At 64.5% G+C, this 26953-nt stretch carries 19 protein-coding genes and 1 tRNA gene; 9 read left to right on the top strand and 11 right to left on the bottom strand.

Annotation, left to right across the window (positions count from 1 at the left end; all coding sequences use genetic code 11):
* The 4 genes from FJ957_RS18035 to FJ957_RS18020 all read left to right on the top strand — a co-directional run bounded on the left by FJ957_RS18035 (position 1) and on the right by FJ957_RS18020 (position 4107).
* Entirely contained in the window at positions 1-1098 is a 1098-nt protein-coding gene (locus FJ957_RS18035) for a polyamine ABC transporter substrate-binding protein (protein ID WP_140833604.1), read from the top strand.
* Positions 1099-1180: 82 nt separating this feature from the next.
* On the top strand, positions 1181-2320 hold the full coding sequence (locus FJ957_RS18030) for an ABC transporter ATP-binding protein (protein ID WP_140833603.1): 1140 nt from the start codon (positions 1181-1183) through the stop codon (positions 2318-2320).
* A 9-nt stretch (positions 2321-2329) separates the two neighbouring features.
* Positions 2330-3292 (top strand): ABC transporter permease subunit, encoded by a 963-nt coding sequence (locus FJ957_RS18025; protein WP_140833601.1) that lies wholly within the window; start codon positions 2330-2332, stop codon positions 3290-3292.
* Positions 3289-4107: an ABC transporter permease subunit gene (locus FJ957_RS18020; protein WP_140679326.1), complete on the top strand. Its 819-nt coding sequence runs from the start codon at positions 3289-3291 to the stop codon at positions 4105-4107. The genes FJ957_RS18025 and FJ957_RS18020 overlap by 4 nt, the downstream gene beginning before the upstream one ends.
* 34 nt (positions 4108-4141) lie before the next feature.
* Here FJ957_RS18020 and FJ957_RS18015 read toward each other — a convergent pair whose 3' ends face one another.
* On the bottom strand, positions 4142-6019 hold the full coding sequence (locus FJ957_RS18015; protein WP_140833598.1) for an AsmA family protein: 1878 nt from the start codon (positions 6017-6019) through the stop codon (positions 4142-4144).
* Positions 6020-6282: 263 nt separating this feature from the next.
* Between FJ957_RS18015 and FJ957_RS18010 the strand changes: the two genes are divergently transcribed.
* Entirely contained in the window at positions 6283-8241 is a 1959-nt protein-coding gene (locus FJ957_RS18010; RefSeq protein WP_140833594.1) for an acetoacetate--CoA ligase, read from the top strand.
* 248 nt (positions 8242-8489) lie between these two features.
* On the opposite strand, the gene FJ957_RS18005 is transcribed toward FJ957_RS18010, so the two are convergent.
* Positions 8490-12347, bottom strand: a complete 3858-nt coding sequence (locus FJ957_RS18005; RefSeq protein ID WP_140833589.1) for a PAS domain S-box protein — start codon at positions 12345-12347, stop codon at positions 8490-8492.
* 261 nt (positions 12348-12608) lie between these two features.
* Here FJ957_RS18005 and FJ957_RS18000 point away from each other — a divergent pair, with 261 nt between their 5' ends.
* Both FJ957_RS18000 and FJ957_RS17995 read left to right on the top strand, forming a co-directional pair.
* Positions 12609-13073, top strand: a complete 465-nt coding sequence (locus tag FJ957_RS18000; RefSeq protein ID WP_140833585.1) for a phasin — start codon at positions 12609-12611, stop codon at positions 13071-13073.
* Between the two features lie 339 nt (positions 13074-13412).
* Positions 13413-13489 (top strand) — tRNA-His (locus FJ957_RS17995).
* A 69-nt stretch (positions 13490-13558) separates the two neighbouring features.
* Here FJ957_RS17995 and FJ957_RS17990 read toward each other — a convergent pair.
* The 4 genes from FJ957_RS17990 to FJ957_RS17975 all read right to left on the bottom strand — a co-directional run bounded on the left by FJ957_RS17990 (position 13559) and on the right by FJ957_RS17975 (position 17052).
* Complete coding sequence (locus FJ957_RS17990; RefSeq protein WP_181180607.1) at positions 13559-13816, bottom strand: penicillin acylase family protein; 258 nt, start codon at positions 13814-13816, stop codon at positions 13559-13561.
* A gap of 504 nt (positions 13817-14320) precedes the next feature.
* The gene (locus tag FJ957_RS17985) at positions 14321-15631 is read right to left on the bottom strand and encodes an ArgE/DapE family deacylase (RefSeq protein ID WP_140833581.1); all 1311 of its coding nucleotides are present in this window, start codon (positions 15629-15631) and stop codon (positions 14321-14323) included.
* Positions 15628-16275 (bottom strand): isochorismatase family cysteine hydrolase, encoded by a 648-nt coding sequence (locus tag FJ957_RS17980; RefSeq protein WP_140833579.1) that lies wholly within the window; start codon positions 16273-16275, stop codon positions 15628-15630. The genes FJ957_RS17985 and FJ957_RS17980 overlap by 4 nt, the downstream gene beginning before the upstream one ends.
* A 3-nt stretch (positions 16276-16278) precedes the next feature.
* Positions 16279-17052, bottom strand: a complete 774-nt coding sequence (locus FJ957_RS17975; RefSeq protein WP_246685871.1) for an N-formylglutamate amidohydrolase — start codon at positions 17050-17052, stop codon at positions 16279-16281.
* Positions 17053-17151: 99 nt separating this feature from the next.
* On the opposite strand from FJ957_RS17975, the gene FJ957_RS17970 reads away from it, so the two are divergent.
* Together FJ957_RS17970 and FJ957_RS17965 are read left to right on the top strand one after the other, a co-directional pair.
* The gene (locus FJ957_RS17970) at positions 17152-18000 is read left to right on the top strand and encodes a MurR/RpiR family transcriptional regulator (protein WP_140833573.1); all 849 of its coding nucleotides are present in this window, start codon (positions 17152-17154) and stop codon (positions 17998-18000) included.
* Positions 17997-19304 (top strand): glutamine synthetase family protein, encoded by a 1308-nt coding sequence (locus FJ957_RS17965; protein ID WP_140833571.1) that lies wholly within the window; start codon positions 17997-17999, stop codon positions 19302-19304. The genes FJ957_RS17970 and FJ957_RS17965 overlap by 4 nt, the downstream gene beginning before the upstream one ends.
* Before the next feature lie 83 nt (positions 19305-19387).
* Here FJ957_RS17965 and FJ957_RS17960 read toward each other — a convergent pair whose 3' ends face one another.
* The 5 genes from FJ957_RS17960 to FJ957_RS17935 all read right to left on the bottom strand — a co-directional run bounded on the left by FJ957_RS17960 (position 19388) and on the right by FJ957_RS17935 (position 26938).
* Positions 19388-20962, bottom strand: coding sequence for an SRPBCC family protein (locus FJ957_RS17960; protein WP_210243246.1), 1575 nt, complete (start codon positions 20960-20962; stop codon positions 19388-19390).
* Positions 20963-20972: 10 nt separating this feature from the next.
* A complete protein-coding gene (locus tag FJ957_RS17950; protein WP_140833569.1) occupies positions 20973-21410 on the bottom strand; it encodes an SRPBCC family protein in 438 nt (145 codons plus the stop codon).
* A gap of 237 nt (positions 21411-21647) precedes the next feature.
* Positions 21648-23852, bottom strand: a complete 2205-nt coding sequence (locus FJ957_RS17945) for a flotillin family protein (protein WP_140833567.1) — start codon at positions 23850-23852, stop codon at positions 21648-21650.
* An 88-nt stretch (positions 23853-23940) separates the two neighbouring features.
* Complete coding sequence (locus FJ957_RS17940; RefSeq protein ID WP_140833565.1) at positions 23941-26160, bottom strand: ABC transporter permease; 2220 nt, start codon at positions 26158-26160, stop codon at positions 23941-23943.
* Positions 26153-26938, bottom strand: coding sequence for an ABC transporter ATP-binding protein (locus FJ957_RS17935; RefSeq protein ID WP_140833562.1), 786 nt, complete (start codon positions 26936-26938; stop codon positions 26153-26155). The genes FJ957_RS17940 and FJ957_RS17935 overlap by 8 nt, the downstream gene beginning before the upstream one ends.
* Positions 26939-26953: the final 15 nt, after the last annotated feature.

Genomic DNA, 26953 nt, shown 5'->3' with positions numbered 1-26953 from the left:
ATGATCCGCAAAGCGCTCTGGCTTTCGGCGACGTCGGCATTTCTGACGCTTTTCACCTTAAGTGGCCATGCAGAAGACCGCGTCGTCAATGTCTACAACTGGTCGGACTATATCGACAGCTCGATCATCGAAGACTTCACCAAGAAGACCGGCATCAAGGTCGTCTACGACACCTTCGATTCCAACGAGATCCTGGAGACGAAACTGCTTGCCGGCGGCAGCGGTTATGACGTCGTCGTGCCGAGCGCCAACTTCCTGGCGCGCCAGATACAGGCGGGCGTGTTCCAGAAGCTCGACAAGTCGAAACTGCCCAACATCTCCAATATGTGGGACGTCATTTCCGAGCGCACCGCCAAATACGATCCGGGCAACGAATATTCCGTCAACTACATGTGGGGCACGGTCGGCCTCGGCTATAACGTCAAGAAGGTGCAGACCGCGCTCGGCACCGACAAGATCGACAGCTGGGACGTCTTCTTCAATCCGGACAAGCTGGCCAAGCTGAAGGATTGCGGCGTGTACGTGCTGGACTCTCCGGCCGACATCATTCCCGCGGCGCTGAAATATCTCGGCCTCGATCCCAACAGCACCTCGCAGGACGATATTTCCAAGGCCGAGGAAGCGTTGCTGAAGGTCCGGCCCTATATCCGCAAGTTCCACTCGTCCGAATACATCAACGCTTTGGCCAATGGCGATATCTGCATGGCGATCGGCTGGTCGGGCGACGTCTTCCAGGCGCGTAACCGCGCCGAGGAAGCCAAACAGGGCGTCGAGATCGGCTATTCGGTGCCGAAGGAGGGCGCCCAGATGTGGTTCGACCAGATGGCGATCCCCGCTGACGCGCCGCATGTCGCCGAAGCGCTCGAGTTCATCAACTACATGATGACGCCCGAAGTCATCGCCAAGTCGTCGAACTACGTGCTCTACGCCAACGGCAACAAGGCCTCGCAGCAATTCATCGACAAGGCGATCCTGGAAGATCCTTCGGTCTATCCGGACGAAGAGACGACGAAGAAGCTGTACACGGTTGCGCCGTACGATCCCAAGACACAGCGCGTCATCACGCGCAGCTGGACCAAGATCGTCACAGGCCAGTAAGCATTGAGATACGACCCCGGCAGCCAACTGCCGGGGTCGCTTTCCTTTGGGGAATTTTTAAGAAAGTAACGGAGTGGGGACCATGAAATCGCTTGGCAGCATCCGCAGGGATTTCGCGCCATGGAACGACCCGAACGCCAAGCCGTATATCCAGTTCGATAAGGTCACCAAGAAGTTCGGTGACTTCACCGCCGTCAACAATCTGTCGCTGACCATCTTCGAGCGCGAATTCTTCGCCCTTCTCGGCGCTTCCGGCTGCGGCAAGTCGACCCTGCTCAGGATGCTCGCCGGCTTCGAGGAACCGTCGGCTGGCCGCATCCTGCTCGACGGCCAGGACCTGCGCGGCATCCCGCCCTACAAGCGGCCGGTCAACATGATGTTCCAGTCCTACGCGCTGTTCCCGCATATGACGGTGGAAAAGAACATCGCCTTCGGCCTCAAGCAGGAAGGCATGCCCGGAGCCGATGTCGAAAAGCGCGTCGCCGAGATGCTGAAGCTCGTCAAGCTCGAGCAGTTCGCCAAGCGCAAGCCGCACCAGCTCTCGGGCGGCCAGCGCCAGCGCGTGGCGCTTGCCCGCTCGGTCGCCAAGCGCCCGAAGGTTCTGCTGCTCGACGAGCCGCTCGGCGCGCTCGACAAGAAGCTTCGCGAGGAAACGCAGTTCGAGCTGATGGACCTGCAGCAGGAGCTCGGCCTCACCTTCGTCGTCGTCACGCATGACCAGGAAGAGGCTATGACCATGGCCGACCGCATCGCCATCATGGACAAGGGCGAGGTGATGCAGGTCGCGACGCCCGCCGAGATCTACGAGGCGCCGGCCTCGCGCTTCGTGGCGCATTTCGTCGGCAATGTGAACATGTTCGAAGGCAAGATTGCCGAACGCACGGCAAGCACCACGCGCATCACCGGCGCGACCGGCGCTGAGATCGTCGTCGACAATGGCAGCAACGCCGCTGCCGGCTCCGACATCGTCTTCGCAATCCGGCCGGAGAAGATCAGGGTTTCCTCCAAAAAGCCGGCCGATGCCGTCAACGCGCTCGAAGGCGAGGTCTACGACGTCGCCTATCTCGGCGACATGACCGTCTACCACATCAGGCTGGACGACGGTCAGATCGTGCGGGCAAGCGCGTTGAACGCCTCGCGCGTCACCGAGGATCCGCTCACTTGGAACGACCGTGCCTGGGTCTCCTTCCGGCCCGATGCCGGCGTCGTGCTGGCCAGGTAGGAGGCTGAGATGACGGATATCGCAGCGACTGCCGCTCCATCGACTGAAACCGCAACACTGCCGGCGAGGCTGGCGAAAGGCTTCGTCAACCGCCTCGTCATCATCATCCCCTATCTCTGGCTGCTGTTCTTCTTCCTCGTTCCCTTCATCATCGTCTTCAAGATTTCGCTGTCGCAGACGGCGATCTCGATGCCTCCCTATACGCCGGTGCTCGGCTTCAAGGACGGCGTTTCGGGATTTTTCGCCGGCGTCCGCGAGCTCAACTTCGACAACTACACCTGGCTCACCCAGGACGCGCTCTATTTCAACGCCTATGTGACGAGCCTGATCATCGCGGGTATCTCGACGATACTCACCCTGATCGTCGGCTATCCGATCGCCTACGGCATGGCGCGGGCGCCGGCCACGATCCGCCCGACCCTGCTAATGCTGGTGATCCTGCCCTTCTGGACCTCGTTCCTGATCCGCGTCTATGCCTGGATCGGTATCCTGAAGCCCGAGGGCCTGCTCAACCAAGTCCTGCTCGCCACGGGCCTGATCAGCCAGCCGCTGGTGATCCTCAACACCTACACGGCGATCTTCATAGGCATCGTCTATTCCTACCTGCCTTTCATGGTGCTGCCGCTCTATTCCTCGCTGGAGAAGATGGATTATTCGCTGATCGAGGCCGCGCAGGACCTTGGCTGTCCTCCGACCGGCGCCTTCTGGAAGATCACCTTCCCGCTGTCGCTGCCCGGCGTCGTCGCCGGCTGCCTGCTGGTATTCATCCCGGCGGTCGGCGAGTTCGTCATTCCCGACCTCCTCGGCGGCTCGCAGACGCTGATGATCGGTAAGACGCTGTGGAATGAATTCTTCTCCAACCGCGACTGGCCGGTCTCATCGGCGGTGGCCGTCATCCTGCTTCTGGTGCTGACCATCCCGATCATGTTCTTCCAGCAGGCGCAGGCCAAGGCACAGGAGCAGGGCAGATGAACTCGACCTGGAGCCGTTTCAACATCACCTCGATCGTGCTGGGCTTTGCCTTCCTCTATCTGCCGATCGTGCTTTTGATCGTCTTTTCCTTCAACGAATCGAAGCTCGTCACCGTCTGGGGCGGCTTCTCGACCAAATGGTACGTGTCGCTGTTCCACAACCAGGGCCTGATGGACGCCACCTGGGTGACGGCGCGCGTCGGCGTCATCTCGGCGACGGTGGCGACCGTGCTCGGCACACTGGCCGCGCTGACCTTGACGCGCTTCACGCGCTTCCGCGGCAGGGTGTTGTTTTCCGGCATGGTGTTTGCGCCGCTGGTCATGCCGGAAGTCATCACCGGGCTGTCGCTCCTGCTGCTCTTCGTCGCTGTCGGCCTTGACCGTGGCTTCCTCACCGTCACGCTCGCCCACATCACGCTCACAATGTGCTTCGTCGCCGTCGTCGTGCAGTCGCGGCTGGTCTCCTTCGACCGCTCGCTGGAGGAGGCGGCGATGGATCTCGGCGCGCCGCCGGTGAAGACCTTCTTCCAGATCACCTTGCCGGTCATCCTGCCGGCGATCATCTCCGGCTGGATGCTGGCGTTCACGCTCTCGCTGGACGATCTGGTCATCGCGAGCTTCACCTCGGGTCCCGGCGCCACCACGCTGCCGATGAAGATCTACAGCCAGGTGCGCCTCGGCGTGACGCCGGAAATCAACGCCGCCTGCACCATCCTGATCGCGGTGGTGGCGGTAGGCGTCATCATCGCCTCGATCGCCAACAAGCGCCGCGAGATCCAGCGCCAGCTCGACGAGCAGGCCGCGCAACGCGGTTGAGTGATAGGAGCAAGGGCGCTTTGCGCCCCCGCATCTACTGGCCCGAAACGCCGGGAGCGATCGGCGATATGAACGGCGCGCTCCAGTTGCCGCCGACGAAGAACAGCGACTGGCTCGGCGGCGCGGGAGCCGGACTGGTCGCTTGGCCGTTGGCCCGGGGCTGCTGTGCCGGCTGCCCGTTGGGCACCACTCCGCCCGAAAGCGCCAGCCCGCGTCCGACATAGGAGGCGATACCGGACAGCCAGATCTTGTATTTTTGCGAATTGATCTCGGCCTTGTCGAGGCGCGCCACTCCCTTAGAAATGCTCGCCTTGATCTCGGCGCCGTCGATCGGCAGCGAGCCATTGGCGACGTCGTCGAGCGCGAAGAAGCCGCCTTGCTGGTTGCGCTTGAGGAAGGCCGGCAGGTCGAGCCCGTTGAGCGTGCCCGGCCCGAAAGTCGCCGAGAACGATCCGTCGGCATTCTCGAAGATGGAGTTCCAGGCCTTGCCCGGTCCCTTGAGGATGATCGACACCGTCCCGGTGCCAGCCGGCACCAGTCGCGTCATTCCCGCCGCCGTGGCAAAGGCTCCCGTATCCACATCCGATGCCAGGAGCCGCATCTCGACCTGCGTGCCTTCCGGCTTGCGGTCGAAGCGCAGGCTGCTCTGGATGTTGCCGTTGAAGGCCGACGCGTCGGATATGTCGAAGACGGCAAGGCCGTTCTTGACCTGCGCGGTGGCCGCGACGTCGGCAAGCTGGACCGGTCCCACCGTGGCATGGGCCGCTGACAGCCTGAGGTCGAGGTTGATGCGGTCGGCGAAGCTGGTGTCGATGTCGCCGGGGCCGTCCTCGCCGGTGGGCGCGACAGGCGTGAAAGCCGACAGGAAGGATCTCAGGTCCAGCGTGTCGAAGGCGAGCGTGCCGGCTATCACCGGACTGCCCTCGGCGAAGGAGAAATCCAGCGCTCCCATGCCCGGATTGTTGTTGAGCGTGACGGTGGTGTTCTCGAATTTCCCGCGCCCCGCCGAGGCGTTCACCTTGCTGGCGATCGAGACCGCGCCGATCGCAGCACTGGGCGCGATGCCTGCCTGCGACCACTCCAGCACGCGCCGCAGCGACGGCGCGGCAAATTTCGCCTGGCCGTCCAGATAGCCATTGTCCGACATCGAGGCCGTTCCGTCGAAGGAGAACGTCGCAGGTGCCGCCTTGAAGGAAAGAGTGACGGGCGCGGCTCCCCCGGCAAAAAGCACCAGCGGTTTCGTCGAGGAGAAATCGAGCTGCACGCTTTCGCCGCGCCAGATACCGGTCGCGGTCATCGATGCTTCGCTGTTCATCGCTTCCCAGTTCACCTGGCCGTTCAGGCTGCTCAGGATTTCGGCGTCCTTGCCGTCAACCGAAGTCACCACGCGACCATCGCGGAACTCGACGGTGCCGAACGGATCGGACGGCAATTTGCCGAGATCCGGCTTCTGCGGGTTGGCGGTGACCACGCCGCGCGCGGTGTCGATCGAACGCGTGATGCGCCCCCCGGTCGGAAGCGGCGGCAGATAGAAGCCGCTCGCCATGCGCTGGACCCTGATCGTCGGGCGCACCAGCCTCGCGGTCGAGAAAGCGACGTTGCCCCGCAAGGCTGCCATGGCGGAGAGATCGACCTCCACGCGATCGGCCTCGACGACCGGAGGCGCGTCGGTCTCGGTCCATTGCGACAGCGTCACGTCGCTGAGGATGGCGCGGAACTTCGGCCACACCTCGATGCGCGGCGAGCCGTCGATCGTCACCCTGAAGCCGCTCCAGGCGCTCAATTCCCAGGCGATGCGGTCGCGCACGATGCGGGTCGAGGCAATCAGCGGCAGCGCCGCGACCGCGAGCGCGATGATGAGCACGGCAACGCCGATCCCCCACACCCCGCGCCGGATCAGAGATGATGGCATTTTGCCCCGTATGCTTTCATTGCCGACAAATCGCCCGACGGGTGTAACCGAGCGCCGACGCTTTTCAAGTCTTTATGGCCTTGCGATGGCATTTGCGCAGCCGCAGCCATGAGTCCCCCGAACAAAATCTTGCTCCGCTGCGCTGCAATATGCATAAGCGGTCCGCACGATCCCGATCCGCAAGCGCGCCGTTTCCGGGACGATGGCATAGGCGGCGTTGGGCTTGACGGGCTCGAACGCGACGCGCTTTGGGAGGAGTGATCATGGCCGCCGACACACCTTTGTGGACCCCGACGCAGGAACTGATCGACGCAGCGCCCTTAACCGTGTTCATGAAGGCCGCGGAGGCGAAGGCCGGGTTGTCGTTCTCCGGCTATGCCGAACTCCATCGCTGGTCGATCGACGACCGCGAAGCGTTCTGGAGCTTGGTCTGGGATTTCTGCGGGCTTGTCGGCGACAAGGGCGAGCGGCGCCTCGTCGACGGCGAGAAGATGCCCGGCGCCAGCTTCTTTCCCGACGCCAGGCTCAATTTCGCCGAGAACCTTTTGCAGAACACCGGCGCCGGCCCGGCCATCGTCTTCCGCGGCGAGGACCAGGTCGAGCGCAGGCTTTCCTGGAACGAGCTCCATGCGCTGACCTCGCGCCTGCAGCAGCTCTTCCTGTCGCTCGGCGTCAAGGCCGGCGACCGCATCGCCGCCATGATGCCGAACATGCCCGAGACCATTGCGGCGATGCTGGCGGCAAGCTCGATCGGCGCGGTGTGGTCGTCATGCTCTCCCGATTTCGGCGAGCAGGGCGTTCTCGACCGCTTCGGCCAGATCGAGCCGGTCGTCTTTCTCGCGCCGGACGGCTATTGGTACAACGGCAAGGCGATCGAGGTGGCCGACAAGGTGCGCGCCGTGACCATGAAACTTGCGAGCGTTCGCAAGGTGCTCATCGTCGACTATCTCGGCACCTCGAGCGATGTGGCCGCCACCGTCGACAAGGCAGCCGCGCTCGAAGACGCGCTCTCGCCCTTTGCCGCCAGGACTGTCAGCTTCGAGCGGCTGCCCTTTGCGCATCCGCTCTACATCCTGTTCTCCTCGGGCACGACCGGCATCCCGAAATGCATCGTGCATTCGGCCGGCGGCACGCTGATCCAGCACGTCAAGGAGCACCGGCTGCATGCCGGCCTGCTCGATGGCGATCGCCTGTTCTATTTCACCACTTGCGGCTGGATGATGTGGAACTGGCTGGCCTCGGGGCTGGCCTCGGGTGCTACGCTTTTGCTCTATGACGGCTCGCCCTTCTACCCCGACGGCAATGTGCTGTTCGATTTCGCCGATGCCGAGAAGATGACCTATTTCGGCACCTCGGCCAAATTCATTGATTCGGTCCGCAAGGCCGGTCTGAAGCCGATCGCCAGCCACGATCTGTCAAGCGTGCGCACCATCTCCTCCACCGGGTCGCCGCTGTCGCCGGAGGACTTCCGCTTTGTCTATGACGGCATCAAGAAGGACGTGCATCTGGCCTCGATCTCGGGCGGAACCGACATCGTGTCCTGCTTCGTGCTCGGCGTGCCGACCGAGCCGGTCTGGACCGGCGAGATCCAGGGCCCAGGCCTTGGCCTGGCGGTCGACGTGTGGGACGACGACGGCAAGCCGATCCGGCAGGATAAGGGCGAGCTCGTCTGCACCAAGACCTTCCCGTCGATGCCGATCGGTTTCTGGAACGACCCCGAAGGCAACAAATATCACGCGGCCTATTTCGAGCGTTTCGACAATGTCTGGTGCCATGGCGACTTCGCCGAATGGACGGCCCATGGCGGCATGATCATCCACGGCCGGTCCGACGCCACGCTCAATCCGGGCGGGGTCAGGATCGGCACGGCCGAGATCTACAACCAGGTCGAGCAGATGCCGGAAATCCTCGAGGCGCTCTGCATCGGCCAGGATTTCGACAACGACGTGCGCATCGTGCTGTTTGTACGGCTGGCCGCCGGCGTGACCCTCAACGAGGATCTGGAAAAGCGCATTCGCGCCAGGATCCGCACCGGCGCCAGCCCGCGTCACGTGCCAGCCAGGATCGTCGCCGTCACAGACATCCCGCGCACCAAGTCGGGCAAGATCACCGAACTCGCGGTGCGCGACGTGGTCCACGGCCGCACCGTGAAGAACAAGGAAGCGCTCGCCAATCCGGAAGCGCTGGAACTGTTCCGCGACCTGCCGCAGCTTGCGAGCTGATGGCATGTCGTGGTTAACGAAATCTGTCCGGCGAATTTACCTAGATTTCACGGGTGGTACACATTCGTAAATTTTTTTGGCACCCGGTAAGGACTTGTTAAGGGACGACCCCGATAGTCGCGTGTAACTTGAGGGAGAAATCCCGATCCTCGTCCCTGAGGTTCAGCTCAAGCCCCCGTTGTGACAGCATCCCATTTCTCAAGGCGTCCTCCAGGACGCCTTTTTCTTTGGCGCGGCTCGTCGGCAGGTTACTCCGCGAGCACGCGGGTCGATGGGAAGGCGACCTCGACCAGGGTTCCTTCGCCAGGCGTCGAGGTGATGGCGAAACGGGCGCGGTTCGCCTCCACCATGGCCTTGGTGAGGGGCAGGCCGAGCCCGGTGCCGTCGCCGCGTCCGCGCTTCAACGCATTGATCTGCTTGAACGGTTTCAGCGCCTGCTCGATCTCGGCCTGGGTCATGCCGATACCGGTGTCGCGCACGCGCATGACGACATCGCCCGAGGCTTCGTAAGCGGTCGAGACGATCACCTGGCCGCCGGCCTGGGTGTAGCGGATGGCGTTGGACAGGACGTTCAGGGCGATCTGGCGCACGCTTCTCAGGTCCGCCACCACTTCCGGCAGCCGCGAGGCGAAGCTGGAGCGGATGATGACGCGTTCGCGATTGGCCTGCGGCTGCATCATCGCCACCGTCTCGGCCAGCGTGTCGTTGAGCGACACCGCCTCGTAATCCATCTCCTGCTGACCGGCCTCGATCTTCGAGATGTCGAGCAGGTCGTTGACGAGGTCGAGCACATGGTTGCCCGAGCGGTTGATGTCGCGCAGGTAGTCGCGATAGCGGTCGTTGGTGATCGGGCCGAATTTCTCGTCCACCATCAGCTCGGAAAAGCCGATGATGGCGTTGAGCGGGGTGCGGATCTCATGGCTGATGCGGGCCAGGAAATCCGTCTTCTGCGAGGAGGCGCGCTCGGCCACGGCGCGCGCTTGCGTCAGGTCTTCCTCGGCACGCTTCCATTGCGTGATGTCGCGCACCACGGCGCAGAAGCCGCTGTCATTGGGCAGCCGGCCGATGGTCATGAACAGCGGAATGAAACGTCCCTGCGCCTCGCGGCCGATGACCTCGCGACCGTCATTCAACACGCTCGCCACCCCCGGCTCCGAAAGGCCGGCGAGATAGTCGCGCGCCGCGCGCTGGCTCTCGATGGCGAACAGCGAGGCAAAGGGCTTGCCGGCGACCTCGTCGCTGTCGAAACCGAACAGCGCCTCCGCCGGCCGGCTGATCGAGCGGATGTCGCCGTCGCGGCCGATCAGCACGACGCCGTCCGTGGCGGTGTCGATGATGGTGCGCATTTCGGCGATGCGCGACTTCAGTTCCGGCACGTCCGGCTGCAGCGCCGGTTCGTCATTGGCGGCGGTGAAATGCGCCGCGTCGTCCTCACCGGAACGCCTCACCACCAGCATCAGCGCCTTGCCGCCGCGCCACGGGACTGAGCGCAGCAGCGCATCGATCGGAAATTCCTGGCCGTTGCGGGTCTTGAGCTTCAGCGAGTGGTCGCTTTCGTCCGCCGCGGTGTCCTCGGCATATGGATCGGCGAAGAGCGCGCCCAGGCCGCCCGCATCCGCGAGGTCGTCCAGCGCATCGTAGCCGGTGAGTTCGAGGAAGGCTTCGTTGGCATAATGCAGCACGTCGCCCGAATGGATGAGCAGCGGCACCGGCAGCCTGGCGAGGATGGATGCACCGGGCGCCTTGGCTTCCTCTCCGGTCGAAAAAGCGGACGGCACGAAACCCGACAGTTTGAGCGGCGGCACGTCGAGGCGCGGCCGCGCCGGCACTGCCCCTTCTTCCGGCTGTTCTTCCGCCGCGGCGGCGGCATCCGCGTCGGAGCCTGCCCAATCCTCATTGTCCTGCGCATCGCGGAAATCGTCGGCGGTCATGCTGTCGTCGTTGGCCGTCGCATCAGGGCCGGACTGCCCGTCCGCGACCGGCTTTGCCGCAGGCTGTTCGATCGGCTGCCGCGGTTCCGTGGAAGCAGATTCGTCGGCCTGACGGGCGCCCTCTGCCTGCTCGGGCTGGGAAACCGGCGCGACGCCGGCGTCTTCCGTGGATTTCTCCTCATCGGCAAAGTTGAGCAGCGAGCCGGAAACCGCCGAGGTCTCGGCCTGGCCGGTGTCGTCTGCCTCGGCGACGCCATCGATGCCATCGAGCCGCGCCAGATCTTCCTGGTCTTCCGCTTCGGTCTCCGCTTCCGCGGTCTCCGCATCGGCTTTCGCGTCGTCAGCTTCCGGGGTTTGCGCTGCGGATGCCAAGCTCGCTTCCCGCTCGGAACCGTCGTCCTCCGCTGTGTCGGGCGCAAGCGGCTGGTTTGCGTCGGTCCTCGTTTCGTTAGCCGGTTCCTTCACCGTCGCCGCGCCCTCGCCGGCCGCATCGGGCTGCTTGTCGGCTTCGGCGGCGCGTTCCTCGACAGGCGCGGAGCTATCCTTGCGCAGCCGCTCGCCGATCTCGCGGAAGGCGCTGCGCTCGAGGATCGACAGGCTCCTCTGATTTGCCGGCGTGTCGCTTCCCGGCTGCTTGTCGTTGGCCGGCTGACGATGCTCGGCCAGCCTTATCACCTTGTCGGCAAAGCGCCGCTCCGGCTTCGGCACGATGGTCAATGCCGGCACTTCGCCCTGGAAGGGGTCTTCAGGCTTCGACTGTTCGGTCTGTTTCGTGCCTGGCTGCTCGGCCGGCGGCTCGGCTCCGGCTGGTGTGGCATTCGGCACCAGGGCCATGCCAAGCGCTTCCGGATCGGCCACGGCGTCGGCGCCGCGCGCGACGCCGAAGCCGCGAAAACCCTCGAAGGCGCGGCTGCGGCCATAGACGGGCAGCGCCGCCAGATCGACCGGGATCTTCAGGCCGGTTCCGGCCACCGGCCACAGCACCGAGCGGCCGGACCAGGTATCGCGCCGGTCGAGCAGGCCGGCGATCTCGCCCGAGGCGTCGAGGCCGAAAGTTGCCGCAACATCCTTGAAGCGGCGGCCGATCACATCGGCGGCAGGCTGGCCGACGATGTCGGCGAATTCGGGCGACAGCGCGCTGAACCTGCCTTCGGCGTCAGTGCGCCAGACGAAGCGCAATGGCGGCGCGGAGCGGTCGATGTAGCGGGGCGGGGTCGGCTGGGCCAATGTGGCGGCTTCGCCGCCATCCCGCCCTTGACCTTCGGCCGTTGCGGCCCCCTCCGGTGCGTTCTTCGCCGGCGCTGTCGGCTGAGTATGCCCACCGTCCTCGTTGCCGGCATTGAAGTACCAATGATCGTGCTGGCCGGCGCCGGCATCGGCGGCCTGCCGGCCGGGGTCGGCGGCGGCCTGATGGTCGGTCCGGGTAGACGGCTGGCCGGCCTCGGGCGCCGCAACTTGTTGATCGCCCTGGTCGGCGACCGGCTGATCGTCTTGGTCACCATCGGAGTCGTCGAGTTGGTCCTCGTCGATCACCACCAGCAGATGGCGCGTATCGGTGAGCCGCGCAAACCCGGCCGGATAGGAGGTGTTGGTGCCTGGCACAAGGCGTTTGACGACGCGGTCGCCGCTGCTTGCCACATCCGCAACCAGCGCAGCCAGCGTCCGCGGCTCGATGCCGAGCGCCGCAAAGCCGTCCGAGGCTGCTTCGACATCGCCTTGCGCGTCGACGAAGGCAATGAAATGCCCGGCCTCGGTAAAGCCGCCGATTGCACGGCTGGCGATTTCGCCGGCGCTGCGCGAACTGATCTGCGCCGCCGGCACTGCCAGCATGATTGCCGTCTCGCCGTCCGGCATCGCCACTGCGCTGGCCAGGAAGCCTGCGGCGCGACTTACCATGCCGGTGGCCAGCCTTACCGTGATGGCGCGATCGCTGCCGATGTTGGGAAAGCCGCTGGTCGCCATGATCTGCCGGCGCGCGACCAGCGGCAGCCGCGCCGAGGCGCCGATGATGGCCTCGATATCCGGATAACCGAACACCGACGCCCCCGGACCGTTCGCCCAGATCACCTGTTCGAGGTCGACCGACAAAATGGCCAAGGCATCGCCCGCAGCAAAGCGCTGGCGCACCGCGTCGAGCACGGCAACGTCGAGGAAGGAGTAGTTTTCAGGCGGCATGCGCTGGCCAACCCTCCGGAGCGGGCATTTTTCAGTTAACGCTTTGTTAATAAAAGCCCGCGGCCCAGAGGTCCACAAGCCTGGGCTTGCATCGGTCGAAATCTCTGGGCTCTTGGTTAACGGCTCTCATGACTAACGTAGGGGAAGATTTTATGGTGCGGTGCAACAAAGATGTTGCAATGCACAAAAAATCCTTTATATTGCCATCATACATGAACGAGACGGCTTTCTGTCAAAGCCGCTGCCCCGAAAGGTTGGAAAATGTCCAAGACCACCGCCAAGACCGCAGAGACCATCGAGAACGTTGAATTCCCGAGCTTCGATGCTTCCAAAGCCACCGACCAGATCCGCGCTTTCGCCGAGAAGGGCGTCGAGCAGTCGAAGGAAGCCTATGCCAAGCTGAAGACCGGCGCCGAGGAGACCCAGAAGGTTCTGGAGTCGACCTACGAGACCGCCAAGACCATTTCCAGCGACGTTTCGCTGAAGGCCATCGCCGCGATGCGCGCCAATGCCGAGGCCAGCTTCTCGCACTTCGAAGCCTTGGTCGGTGCCAAGACCCTTTCGGAAGTCGTCGAGCTGCAGACCTCCTTCCTGCGCAAGCGCGTCGAAATGGCCGTCGAGCAGGCCAAGGAGTTCCAGGCCGTTACCACCAAGGCGGTCGAGGACGTCTCCAAGCCGGTAAAGAGCGCCTTCGAGAAGGCGATGAAGGACGCCAAGGCTGCCTGATTTTCGCGCACAACCCTGCGATGCATCAAAACGTCGCATTTCGTCAGACAAATAGTCGTGCGATAGGGTTGAACAACCAGATACCCGGAAATGGAACCTCCTCCCTCCGTTTCCGGGGTGACCAGCCAGCACCTCCTCCCGCTGGCTCGTAACAGGAAAAGGCCGGCACCTCCTCCCGCCGGCCTTTTCTTTTGCCTTCACGAAGGCGGATGAGGAAACCCGGCCTTTACCTTATCAAGGCCCTTGAATTAGAATCCGATAGCCCGTATTTGACGCATCGCCGAACGACAGAGCGGATCGCCGGGAAAGAAGCTTCCTCGATCCAGCTCAGGCAGGCGTGCCGTTGTAGCTCAGCTGGTTAGAGCGCCGGATTGTGGATCCGGAGGTCGCTGGTTCGATCCCAGCCAACGGTACCATCGGGCTTTTCGCTAGATGTCAGGAATACTGCCGAATTCGCGGTTCGGACCGTCGCGCTCGCGCCAGGCCTATGCGGCGCGTTGCGGCACGAGCTTCAAGGTCAGCACCACCGCGACTTCGGCGGCCTTATCGGTATGGACGAGCGGCACGTAATCGCCTGCGGCCCAGAGCGGCGCCATGTCGCCGCAATGCTGCGACCGCGGATAGCCGAACTGGCCCAGCGTATTGATGCAGACGCTGTTGTCCCAGTCGCCGACATCGACGACGATCCGTAACGAGGCGCCGATGGTGAGCCGGAAGTCGGTGGCTCGGTAGCAGCCATTCATCGGTGTGCTGTGTCGTTGCCACTGAAGGGGAAGGGGCCGAGATTCCATTGGCCCTTGGCATCGGCGACCGCTCCAGCCGGGTGCTCGAAAAGCGCCTCGTGCAGGTGCCCCATGCCCATTCATCCGTATCGGGGCCGAGCATCTGCAGGCATGTGTCGTAGGCTTTCGCCAGACTGCCAAGCGCCAGCGCGGCGAACTCTCCCAGAGCGTCGGCCGCCATGGCTTCGAGCCGATCAAGATGCCGGCGGTGTAAGGCGCCGTGCCGGGATCGGTCCAGACGCCGGTTGGGATCGGTCCAGACACCGGTTGGGATATTCGGCGATCACAGGCCCGTGCCGAGTGAAACGCAGGGCGAGCGCTGCCTCGCCGCAACCCTTGACCGCGGCGGTCTCGCCGATGTCGCGGAAGGGCTCCTAGCCGTCTCCGTAACGGTAGAGCCGGGATCCTCCGGATGCGTCTCGTTACCCTTGATATTTTGCTTTGTTGGATTGCGGGTCGGTCGGTTCAGGCGCCGCCGCACGTGTCGATGATGGCCGCGGCGATGACCTTCGTGGTCTCGATCAGGCTTTCGATCTCCACGCATTCATTGTCGCCGTGGAAGCCGTCGCCGGCCGGTCCGTAGATCACCGGCACCACGCCGGCGCCGGCGTAATGCGCCGCATCGGTGACGGCTTCGAAACCCTTGATCGCGGGCGCCTTGGCCTGCACCTCCGTGGCGCGTTGATTGAGCGATTGCACGAGCGGTGCGTCGACCGGGGTGTTCATCGGCGGAAAGTTGAGGCCGAAGAGATCCCATTCGATCGATGGCGGATGATCCCGCATCCAGGCGTCGGAGGCGGCGAAGTGGTGGACGAAGTTTTCGAACTCCGCCTTCACGTCCTCGAACTTCTCCTGCGGCATGAATTTGTAATCGAGGTCGATGGTGACGATATCGGGGATGATGGCCGCGTTGGTCATGATCGCTGGCGTGCCGTCGGGACCCATGCCCGCGCCGCCGCGGATGACGCCCGGATTGATCGTGGCGAGGCCGGCGGGCACGAGCGGGTGCCAATTGTCCCGGCAGCGCGAGGTCTCGAAATCGCGCAGCGCCATCAGGAAGCGCGTGGCGAGTTCGATCGCATTGACGCCGGGCGTGAGACGGCCCTCGACATGCGGCTGCGGCCAGATCGAGTTGAAGCGCCAGCCGGCATGCGCCTGCTTGCCGAAAATCGTCACGCGCACCCAGGTGAGCCCACCTTCGGCCGGCACGATGTTGCCCCAGGTCGGCTCGGCGATAATAGCGCTTTTCGCCAGGCGCGAACGCTTGACGAGATCCATCGCGCCAAAGCCGCCGGCCTCCTCGTCGACCACGGTGTGGATGGCGAGCCGGCCGTCGAGCTTGACGCCCGCCTTGCGGACCGCGCGGGCCGCCGCCACGCAGGCGGCGACGCCGGCCTTCATGTCGATCGCGCCCCGGCCCCAGATGCGGCCGTCCTTGATGTCGCCGCCGAACGGATCGCAGTTCCACTTCGACTGATCGCCCACCGGCACGACGTCGACATGGCCGCAAAGAATAAGGCTTTTCTCGTCGCTGCCTGCCCACTCGCCCGCCAAGTTCGGCCGGCCCGGAAACACGTCCCAACGGTCGACGTCGAAGCCGAGCGCCTCCAGTTCGCCTGCGAGATGGGTCTGTACGTCGGCCTCGCGGTTGATGGCGGGGTCGGTCTGAAATTTCGGATTGACCGATGGTATCCGCACGATGTCCCGGGTCAGTCCGACGACATAATCCCGGTCCTCTTCGACGGCCTTCCAGACGGCGGAAATCATGTCGCTCATTTCGCTGGCCCCTGCAATTCGTCGAGAAGCTGGTCGGTGGTCACCTGGCGGCAATAGCCCTTGATGGTACGAAGCGAATTGTCGTGGCGTTCCTGCGAATAGGTCGCGCAGGCATCGGTCACCTGCGTGACGAGATATCCAAGGTCGCAGGCGTCGCGGACCGCGCTTTCCACGCACTGGTCGGTCAGGAGCCCGGATATCACGAGCTGGCGCACGCCGAGATTGCGCAGGATGTAGTCGATATGCGTGGAGACGAAGACCGAGGAGGACGTCTTGGGAAGGCAGATCTCGTCGTCCGCGGGCGCCAGTTCGTCGATGACCTTGCCGTCCCAGGATCCCTTCGGCACATGGAAGCCGGTGATCTTGTAATCCAGGCTGCGATCGCGGCCATCCTTGGTCAGGCTTTCGATCGTCGTGTGCATGACCTCGATCCCTTCGGCTCGGAAGGCATCCAGCAGGCGCTTCATGTTCGGGATGGTTTCGCCCTTGATGCGCTTGAAGAACCAGCCGTACTTTTCCTCGAATTCGGCTTTGCCGAGGTCCTTGAACTCGCCGCCGTCCGGATGCGCCGAGAAATTCTGCACATCTATGAACAGGATGCAGGATTGTTCCGGCACCAGCGGAACGTTGCGTGTCAGTTCCATTCCTTAGTCGCCTCTCTTCATGAAATCGCCGATCGCGCCCGCGAGAAGGTCCGCGAAACGCGCCACGCCTTCAGGGTGCGAAATGTGGTCGTTTCGTACTTCGATCAGGCTGTGGGCAATGCCGTTGCGCTCGCCATGCACAGGTACGAACCAATCGGATTGATCGCTGATCGCGTAAGGCTCCTGCATGCCGATCGAAAGATCCGGCGCGGCTGCTAGGAGATATTGTTTGAGCGCCGGGGAGGTCCGCTCGTCCTTCCTGTAGAGGAAGCCGATGTCCCACGGCCTCGACACGCCCCGCAGCACCGGATTGAAGCTGTGGATCGCGAAGATGGCCTTCGGCCGGCGATCCCGGATCGCCTGCGCCAGCGCGCGGTCGAACGGCTCGAAAATCTCCGTGGCACGCTGCGCCCGTTCCCGGTCCTCCAGGTTCCTGTTGGCCGGGATTTCCGTTCCATCGCTGACCGGCGGTATGGAGTCGTCGGCATCCGTCGGCCTGTTGCAATCGATGACCAGCCGGCTGTATCGCTGCGCGATGAGGCGCGCATCGAGGCGCTCGGAGAGTGTCAAGGCAAGATCGCGCGCGCCGATGTCGTAGGCGATGTGCCTGTCCATCTCGCTGGCCGCGATGCCGAGATCTCCCAGGGAGGATGGGATATCGCGGCCGGCATGTTCGCAGACAAGGAGCACATCGCCGTTGCCGGCGGGATTGACGATCTCCACGGGGAGGGGATCGGCGTCGCCGAGAAGCTTCGGTGGTTGATCGGAAATATTCATGATGCCTTCTCTCTGGGCAAGGATGATGAAAGTTTTTCATCAATGTCAAATCTAAAATGACAATTGACTAAATTTTTTCTGCGTGGGAGGAAGGCGGGAATGGAACTCAGGGCACAGATCGAAGAGCTTGAGAGCGCATTGACGCCGGCCGAGCGCAAGCTGGCCTCGACGCTGCTGGCGGACTATCCGTTTGCCGGGCTGCAGACGATCCAGACGCTCGCCGACAAGACCGGCGTGTCGGCGCCTTCGATCACGCGCTTCGTCGCCAAGCTGGGCTGCCAGGGCTACCAGGATTTCCAGCACAAGCTGATCGGCGAGCTCAAGGAGTGGCATCGCTCGCCGGTGGAGCTGCACAGCAAAAGCTCCCATGGCGCGAATTTCCTCGAAGCCTATGTCGAACGCGCGAGCCAGATTGTGCGCGCGGTTCCCGCCGCGCTGACGCAAGTGCAGTTCGAGCGTATCTGCGGCATGGTGGCGGACGAAAGGCGGGCGATCTATCTGATCGGCGGCCGCATCAGCGATCCCATCGCGCAGCATTTCTCACGCCATCTGCGCCAGATCCGGCGCGACGTCTTCCACATCCCGCCCGATCCGGAAGTCTGGCCGGAATACATCTTGCGGATGAAGGCGCGCGACGTGCTCGTGGTGTTCGATTTTCGTCGCTATCAGCCGCGCCTTGAGCAACTCGCGCGCACCGCCAAGCAGGCGAGCGGCATCGAAGTCCTGATCTTCACCGACAAATGGATGTCGCCGGTCTCCAGCGAGGCGACCGAGGTCATCGCGCTCTCGATCGACAACGGAACGGCATGGGACACCTACATCGCCGCCATGGTCACGGTAGACGCGATGATCACCCACATTTCCGAACGGGACTGGAATTCCACAAGCAGCCGCATCCGCGCCTGGGACGCCCTGCGGCTGGACAAGGAAAGGAAGTCGACAAAATGATAAGGGAACCCCTGCTCTTCGTCGCCACATGCGATGTTTCGGGGCGTGTTCGGGGCAAGGCATTTCCTCTCGATCTCCTCGAAAAAAGGGCAGGGTGCGGCGTGGGATGGACGCCCACCAACGTGCAGATCACCTGCTTCGACGCGATTGCCGAAAGCCCGTATGGTTCGCTTGGCGACCTCTTGCTGGTGCCCGACCGGGACAGCCGCGTGACGGTGGATTTCGAGGATGGCGGCCCGGCCGAGGACTTCATGCTCGGCGACATCCTGACCCTCGACGGCACTCCCTGGGAGTGCTGCACGCGCTCCATCCTGAAATCGGCGCTAAAAAAGCTGGAGGACGTCGCGGGTGTCCGGTTGGTCGGTGCCTTCGAACACGAGTTCCACCTCAAGGCCGGCGATGGCGGCGGCGCCTATTCGATGGAGGGCTACCGCAACCGGGCGGCATTCGCCGAAACGCTGATGGCGGCGATCAAGGCGGCCGGCCTGAAGCCGGACACGGTGATGAAAGAATACAGCGTCGGTCAATACGAGGTGACGATCAGCCCGGAGCGCGGCGTGCGCATGGCCGATGCCGGTCTTGTCCTGCGCGAGATGGTCCGCGCCACGGCCCGGCGCTTCGACGACGAGGCAAGCTTCACCCCGATCCGCCATCCCGACGGCGTCGGCAACGGGGTCCATATCCATCTCAGCTTCGAGGATTCCAGCGGCCGTCCGGCGACCTATGACGAGAATGGTCCGCACGGCATGTCCGCGGTCACGCAAGCGTTCGTCGCGGGAGTGCTGAAATATCTCGACGGCATCGTCGCCTTCACGGCGCCATCGTCGGTTTCCTATCTCAGGCTGACGCCGCATCGCTGGAGCGCGGCCTTCAACAATCTCGGTGTCCGCGACCGGGAGGCGTCGGTGCGGATATGCCCGACCACAGCGCGCGATCCGGAGGGCGTCGCCAGGCAGTACAACATCGAATTCCGCGCGGCCGACGCCGCGGCATCGCCGCATCTGGCGCTCGCGGCTATCGTTCATGCCGGGGTGCAGGGCATCGTGGAAAAGCTCGAGGCGCCACGGGCGACGCAGGAAGATCTTTCGCTGCTCGATCCGGCGACGCTCGCCGCACGCGGCTTCACCCGGCTGCCGCAATCGCTCGGCGAGGCAATCGAGCGGATGATGGCCAACGAGACCGTGCGCGGCTGGTTCCCCGCCGGCTTCTGCGAAGTCTACCGCGACCACAAGCTCGGCGAGCTGAAGTTCCTCGGCGATCGCAGCATGCTCGATCAATGCAAAGCCTATGAGGCAGTCTATTAGACTATGCCGCCGAATGGAAATCGGAGAGCTCGCTCGAGAAGTGGAAATCGGAAATCCTGATGCGCATCGGCGTCAATAGCTTTTCATCGCTCCTGACAAGCGCACGAGCGACCCGATCGGTGGCTACGGCAACAAAACGAGCGCACCGCTGGTCCTGCGGGCTTCCAGGTCCTGGTGGGCGTCCGCGCTTTGGCCAGGCCGTAAGCCACGGGCTGCGCGATCCTGACGGCGCGTTGGCGAAATGCCGTAAAGAAGCGGTCGACATGCGGCGCGAGCTTCTCGGGCGTGTCGGTGTAGTGAGCATAATTGGGCCGCGAAACGGTGATCGACTTCGAGGCAAGGCGGTCGATGTCCCAGGCGCCGACCGGTCCCGATGCCTGGCCGAAGCTGACGAGATGACCGCGTGTGGCAAGGGCCGCGAGCGAGCCGGCGAAAGTATCGACACCGACGGCATCGTAAATGACGTTGGCGCCTGCGCCGGCGGTCAGCCGCATCACCGCCTCGCTGAAATCCTCCCGGGAGTAGACGATGACATGGTGCGCGCCGAGACGCTCGACGATGCGCGCCTTGTCATCGCTCGACACGGTTGCGATCACGATGGCGCCGAGATGGCGTGCCCATTGCACCAGCAATTGGCCGATGCCGCCTGCGCCGGCGTGGATGAGCACGACCTCGCCTGGCCGAACGGCATGGATGTCATGCAACAGGAAGCTGGCCGTCACGCCCTTGAGCAGGCTGGCGGCGGCGGCTTCGTCCGATATGTCGTCGGACAGCCGCACCAACAGGTCGGCTGTCATGTTGCGGCGCTCGGCATAGGCGCCGACCGGCGGGCAGGCATAGGCCACCCGATCGCCGACCGAAAGGCCGGATATTGCCGCGCCGACAGCCTCGATGACACCTGCCGCTTCCATGCCGGGAATGCCAGGCAGCCGCAAGAGATCGAAGAAGCCGGTGCGGCAATAGACGTCGATGAAGTTGACGCCGATCGCCGTGTGGCGGATCCGCACTTGGTCGGGCGCCAGCGGCGGCAATGCGATTTCCTTCAGCTGCAGAACCTCCGGTCCGCCATAGCGCTCGACAAGGATCGCGCGCGTCGTTTCTCGTGTGTCCCGGGGCGGTGCTAGGACCGACGGCGCGGGGATCGAACGGGATGCCACGCCTGTTGGCCTCGACGGCATGATTGCCGGCGACGGCCTTGCCTCGGCCGGCATGGCGGCGTCGCGGCGCCCGAGGAGATTGCGGATCGCGGCAAAGCCGGCACGATAGATATCTTCGGCGACCAGCTTCACCAGTTCGTCACGGCGATGCGCCGGCGGGTGGAATTCGGAGCGCCATTCCCAGAAGGTGGCGTTGCCGTCGGTGACCGGCTTCAGCCGTATCGACGCGACATAGCCCATCAACGGCAGCGGCGCCTCGAGCAGGCAGTAGCTCAGCCGGCGCTCCTTGTCGGACAGCGCCAGAAGCTGCTCGCGCAGTTCGCCGCCGTCGGCCAGACGGAAATGGCGCACGGCGCCGACCGCGTCGGCCGGCTCGCCGCCATCGATCTCGCTCGACGCGATGGCCGGGTGCCAGCGGTCGTGGCCGTTGAAATCGCGCAGCATGGCCCAGACCTCCTCGATCGGGGCATCGATGATCGTGCTCTGGCGGACTTGGACCATTCGCGGCGGGTCAGCGTCCGAAGCGCTGCTTCAGCGCGGTGAGCGCGGCCTGGAACACGCCGCTGCCTATCTGCTGCGTCAGCGCCGCCTCGCGCCCGGGGGCGCAATCGAACTCGGCCTGCCATTCGGCCAACGTCAAATTGCCGTCGGTTATCGGCGTCAGCGACAAGGTGGCGACATAGTTCTCCACCTGCATCGGGCTCTCCAGGATCGCGTAACTGCAGGAGAGGTCGTAGTCCGACAGCGCCAGCAGTCGCTCGCGGATCCGTCCGCCGTCCTTGAGCGTGAAACTGCGGATGCAGCCGATCCGGTCGGCATGCGCGTTCTGCTCGATGCGGCTCTCGGCCACGAAAGGCGCCCAGTCCGGCAAGCCGTTGAAGTCGCGCACGACCTTCCAGACGTCCGCGGCCGGGGCCGGGATGACCGAGGAGACATAGACCTTGGTCATGCTTGAGAGCCGGCTGTGGGCATGGCGGTCCGAGCATTTATTGTCTCGCGCCGCGCCGGGTCGACCTCCACTCCGTCGAGCTTCGCTCGACACCTCTCCCCCGATCGACGGGGGAGAGGAAAGGCGCGAGGCGATTCCAACTGGCTCCTTTCCTCTCTCTCCGGAGGGGGGAGAGGTGGCGCTGCGAAGCAGCGACGGAGTGGGGGAACCACTTGGCAAGGAAACACCGCCCTCACCTCAATGGTCGCGGTCGTCATCATCGTCCTTGACGGTCTTGCCCTTGCCCTTGCCTTGCCCTTCTTGTCGCTTGTCGCGGGCGAGGTTCGAAATGTCCTTGGCATCGCGCAGCACGTCGGTCATCCGTCCGAGCGAGCCGCCTTCGATGCCGATCTCCTTCATCAGATTGTCGATCATCGGCGCCTGCACCCGATAACGCAGCGCCGAATCGATCACCTCGTCGGTGACGTTGCGGTTGCCGCCCGACCCGCCGTTGATGCCGTCGACATGCAGGATCTTGATGCCGTCGATCTTCTCCATCGGCTTGACGCTCTCGCGGATGATGCCTTCCATGTGATCCAGCAATTTGCCGCGCAGGCGCCCGGCGCGCGCCTCGCTGGAGAGAAGGTTTTCCGCTTCGTTGATCTGCCGATGGCCGGTCGCGTCGACCTCGTAGCGCTGGGCGGCGGCAAGGGCGTGGATCTTTTCCGATTCCGCGGCGGCGACGGCCGCGATCTTCTGTGCCTCCGCCAGGCTCTTCGCGGCCTTCATCTCGGCGTCGGCGGCGGCGGTGACGCGAAGGGCCTCGCGCTCGGCCTCGCGTTGGGCGGCGATCAGGTCGGTCAGCTTGCGGCGCTCGGCGATCTCGCGCTCGCGGGCGGTCAGGGCCTGTTCCTCGGCCTGGATGGCTTTGGCGCGAACGGCTTCCGACGCGGCGATCGCCGAGGAACGTTCCTGCGTCTTCTTGGCGATGTCGATAGCCTTCTGGATCTCGGCGATCTCGATCTTCTGGTCGCGGTCGACGCTGAGCTGACGAAGATCGCGCTCCTTGATAAGGCGAGCCTCCTCGATGCCGCGCTCGGTGGTGATGCGGGCTCGCTCGACCTCTTCTCCAGCCGAGATCTCGGCTTCCTCGAAGGCCTGGCGCTTGGCGATCTGCAGGGCTTCGAGATGGCGCTCCCTGGCGATCCGCACCTCGTCGACGGCACGCTCCTGCACGATGCGCGCAGTCTCGGTCGCCTGGCTCTCGACGATCTCCGCGCGGCGCTTCTCCGCCTCCGCCCTGGTCACTTCGAGCGCCTTTTCCGCCAGCGCGATCTGGCGTTCGAGCTCGGCTATTTCGAGCGCCTTCTTGCGTTCGATCTCGAGCCCGCTCTGCGCGCCTTCGCGCTCGATGCGAGCCTTCTCCAACGCCAGGCCGAGAGCGATCTGCTCGCGCTCGGTCAATTCGCGCATCTTCATCTCGGCCTCGTCGAGCGCGCGGCGGCGCGCGATCTCGCGGCGCTGCGTGTCCTCCTCGCTGCGGATGCGTTCCTCGGTGATGCTCCGCTCCTGGGCGAGGCGCGATTTCTCCACCGCCTCGCGCGCGAAAAGCTGCGCCTGTTCGGCTTCCTGGTCGCGCACGGCCCGTTCCCTGGCGAGCTCGGAGCGCTGCGCCGCGCGCCTTATCTCCACTTCGCGCTCCTGTTCGAGGCGGGCATATTCGGTGTCGCGCTCGATCTCCAGCACCTTGCGCTGCGTGTCGAGATTCTGGTTGCGGATGTCGACCAAGGTGCGCTGTTCGATCTCGTTGCGCATGCGGCGCCTGGTCTCGATGGACTCCGTCAACTGCGTCAGGCCTTCGGCATCGAAGGCGTTGGACGGGTCGAAATATTCGAGGCTGGTCTGGTCGAGATCGACGATGGCGACGCTCTCCAGCTCGAGTCCGTTGGCGGCCAGCGACTCCTCGGCCAGCCTGCGCACCTTGGCGGCATAGTCGCCGCGCAGTTCGTGCATCTCCTCCAGCGTCATCTGGGCGGCGACGGTGCGCATGGCGCCGGCGAACTTGCCCTCCAGCAATTCGCGCAGGCTCTCGGGCTGCAGCGTGCGGCGGCCGAGCGTCTGCGCCGCGGCGGTCACGAATTCGCGGCTCGCACCGACGCGAACGAAGAACTCCGCGATCAGGTCAACGCGCATGCGGTTCCTGGTGATCAGCGCCAGCGCGTCCTCGCGGCGAACCTCGATGCGCAGCACCCCCATGTTGACCGGGGTGATCTCGTGCAGCACCGGAATAACGAAGGCGCCGCCATTGACCACCACCTTCTCGCCCAGGAAGCCGGTCCGCACGAACGCCGTCTCCTTGGTCGAGCGGCGATAGAGCCATCGCAGGATGTAGACGGCGATCACCACGACGACCGCGGCAACGATCAGCCACAACAGGAAAGCGCCAAAGCTCTGCGCGTCCATCACCTATCCTCCCAGCACGATCCGGTCGGCGCGAGGCGACCGGCACCAATTTCAAACATCCACCTGCGGTGGCCCGAAGTCCATTGCTTCATGCCCGCCTCTGCAGCTTCGGGGTGATCGCGTGGAACGCGTTGATCACCGCATCGACAAAGGGGGCGTCGTTGATGTTCGCGCGCACGCGCTCGACATGGCGTTGCGGCGTCCGGCGAACGGTCTTTTCGATCGCTTCGAACAGAGCGTTGTCGGCTTCCGGATCGTGAAAGGGCTGGCCGGGCGCATCGAGCAGCGACACTCCGCCCTCGGGCAGCAGGAAGCGCACCGGTCCGTCCATGGCGTTGAGCCGCCCGCCGATCCATTCGCCGAAGGCCCGGTTCTCGTCGCGGGTTGTGCGCATCAGCGTGACATTTGGATTGTGAATGACGAATTTGCGGCCGCGGAACTTTTCCGGCACGGTCTCGCGCGGCCCGAAATTGACCATGTCGAGCGCGCCGGCCGAGCCGACATAGGGCAGCCTTGTGCGGATCGCCGCCCCGAAACGATCCTCGGTCGCCGGGAAGACGCCGCCGACGATCATGTCGGCCACTTCGGTCGTGGTGAGATCGAGGAAGGCCGACAGCAGGCGGGAGTCGGCGAGATTCTCCATGGCGCGTCCGCCGATGCCGGTGGCGTGGAAGACGAGGCAGTCATAGTCGGCTTCGAGCCGTTTCGTCACCGCCTGCACCGCCGGCGTGGTGACGCCGAACATGGTGATGCCGAGGGCAGGACGCGCCAGCTTGCGCCTGGCGTCCCACGCCTCTGCATTGGGCAGTTGTGCGACCATGCCGGCCATGGCGTGGGCGGCGTTGGACAGCACCTGCTCGGTGATCGAGTTCAACCCCTGAACATCGGCGACCGAATGGAACATCATGATGTCGGCGCCGCCGACATATTTGGCGACGTCGCCCGCAGCCACCGTCGAGACCATCAGCTTGGGGATGCCGACAGGCAGAACCCGCATGCCCGACGTCGCCAGCGTCGTGCCGCCGGAGCCGCCCGCCGAGATGACGCCGCCGATGCGCGGCTCGCGCTCGATCCAGCGCGCGAAAGCCTCCGCCATGGCGCTGACCGAGCCGCCGCGATCGTCGGTGAAGACGGTCGAGGATCCGCGCGGGTGCATGCCGGCCACCTGCATGGCGGGCACGTCCGCGCTCGACGGCTTTCCCGACGTCGACAGGTCGACGGTGCGCACAGGCAGTCCGAGCGACTTCAACCGGTCGGCGACGAAGCGCAATTCCTTGCCCTTGGTGTCGAAGGTGCCGACGACCAGCACGGTTTTGCCGATGCGCTCGGCAAAAGGGATGGCGAAGACCTTCCTCGGGTCGTCCTGCGGCACCGCCTTGTCGACGGCCGCCTGCCTCAGTTCGGCGACCGGCACGTTCCAGCGGTTGGGCAATTGGGTGACGGGCCGATAGACGCCGTCGCCCACGGCCGGCTCGACCGATCCAGCGGCCGCGCGGTCGACGCGATAGACGGCCGCCAGCTGCTCCTTTGCCTGCGCCGCTTCCGTCGGCGTGACAGGCGCTTCCTCGGCGTGGCGTCCGACGCCGAGCAGCCGCTGCTGCAGGTCGCGGTCGACGGCGAGCGCGGCCGCGTCCATCAGCCGGTTGATCCGGCCATTGACCATGATCGCGACCTGACTGGAGACGGCGGTGGCGACGCCGATGTTCTGCTCGATCACGAGCACCGCCATCTCGCCTTCGGCGGCAAGGTCGACCAGCATCTTTTCGACCTGGTCGACGATGATCGGCGCCAGCCCCTCGGTCGGCTCGTCCATCACCAGAAGCTTCGGGTCGCCGAGGAGCGCGCGCGAGATGGCGAGCATCTGCTGCTCGCCCCCCGACAGCTGCGATCCGCCATTGTGGAGGCGCTCCGCCAGGCGCGGAAAGGTCTGGTAGACGCGCTCGACCGTCCAGTTCGCGTCGCGCCGATTGCCGCCGGCAAGGCGCAGATGCTCGTCGACCGTCAGGCTCGGCCAGACGCGCCGCCCTTGCGGCACGTAGCCGACGCCGAGGCGGTGGATCTCGTGCGGTTCGAGCGCGATGATCTCACGGCCGTCGAAGCGGATCGAGCCGGAGCGCGCGCGCTTCAATCCGACGATGGTATTGCACAGCGTCGATTTGCCCATTCCGTTGCGGCCGACGACGGAAAGCACGCCGCTCTCCAATGTCAACGAGATCCCCTGCAAGGCATGGCTCTCGCCGTAGAAGACCTGCAGGTCTTCTATCTTCAGCACCGCCCTGGGGCTTTTGCCGGCGGAGCGTTCAGCCATGCTTGCCTCCGAGATAGATCTGCTGGACCTCCGGATCGGCCTCGATTTCCTGCGGCGTGCCTTGCTTGAACAGGTGCCCATTGTGCATCATCGACACATAGTCCGCCACGCGCAGCGCGACGTCGAGATCGTGCTCGATGACGATGAAACCGATATGCTTGGGCAGCGCGTTGAGGATGGCGACGAGGTCGCGCCGCTCGGTCGGCGAAAGACCCGCCGCCGGTTCGTCGAACAGGATGAGGCGTGGCGCGCCGGCGAGGGCCAGCGCGATTTCCAACTGGCGTTGCTGGCCGTGGCTGAGCGTGGCCACCAGTGCGCCGCGATGGGCTTCGAGATGAACCGCCTCGAGGATCGATCGCGCCTGCACCATGTTGACGTCGTCGGCGGCGGGCCTCAGCAGCGAAAACCGCCGGCGCGAGACGCCTCGGCAGGCGAGAAAGATGGAATCGAGAACCGACAGCCCCTTGAACAGCTGCGAGATCTGATAGGTGCGGCGCAGGCCGCGGCGGATGCGCTCGTGCGGCGGCAGGTCGGTGATGTCCTCGCCGAAGAAGCGGATGCGTCCGGCCGTCGGCAGGAAGTCGCCGGTCACGGCGTTGAAGAGGGTGGTCTTGCCGGCGCCGTTGGAGCCGAGGACCGCGCGCCGCTCGCCGGCCGCGATCCTCATGTCGATGCCCGAGAGCGCCACCAGCGCTCCGAAATGCCGCGCCACGCCATCGAGCTCCAGCGCGTAGGCACTGGTGCTCTGCAGACGGTTCGCGGCCAGGTTTTCAGTCACTGACGATGCCCTTGG

The organism is Mesorhizobium sp. B2-4-6, assembly GCF_006442775.1.
In the GTDB taxonomy this organism is placed as follows: Bacteria; Pseudomonadota; Alphaproteobacteria; order Rhizobiales; family Rhizobiaceae; genus Mesorhizobium.
The sequence above is the reverse complement of the archived record's forward strand: the minus strand, read 5'-3'. Positions and strand labels throughout refer to the sequence as shown.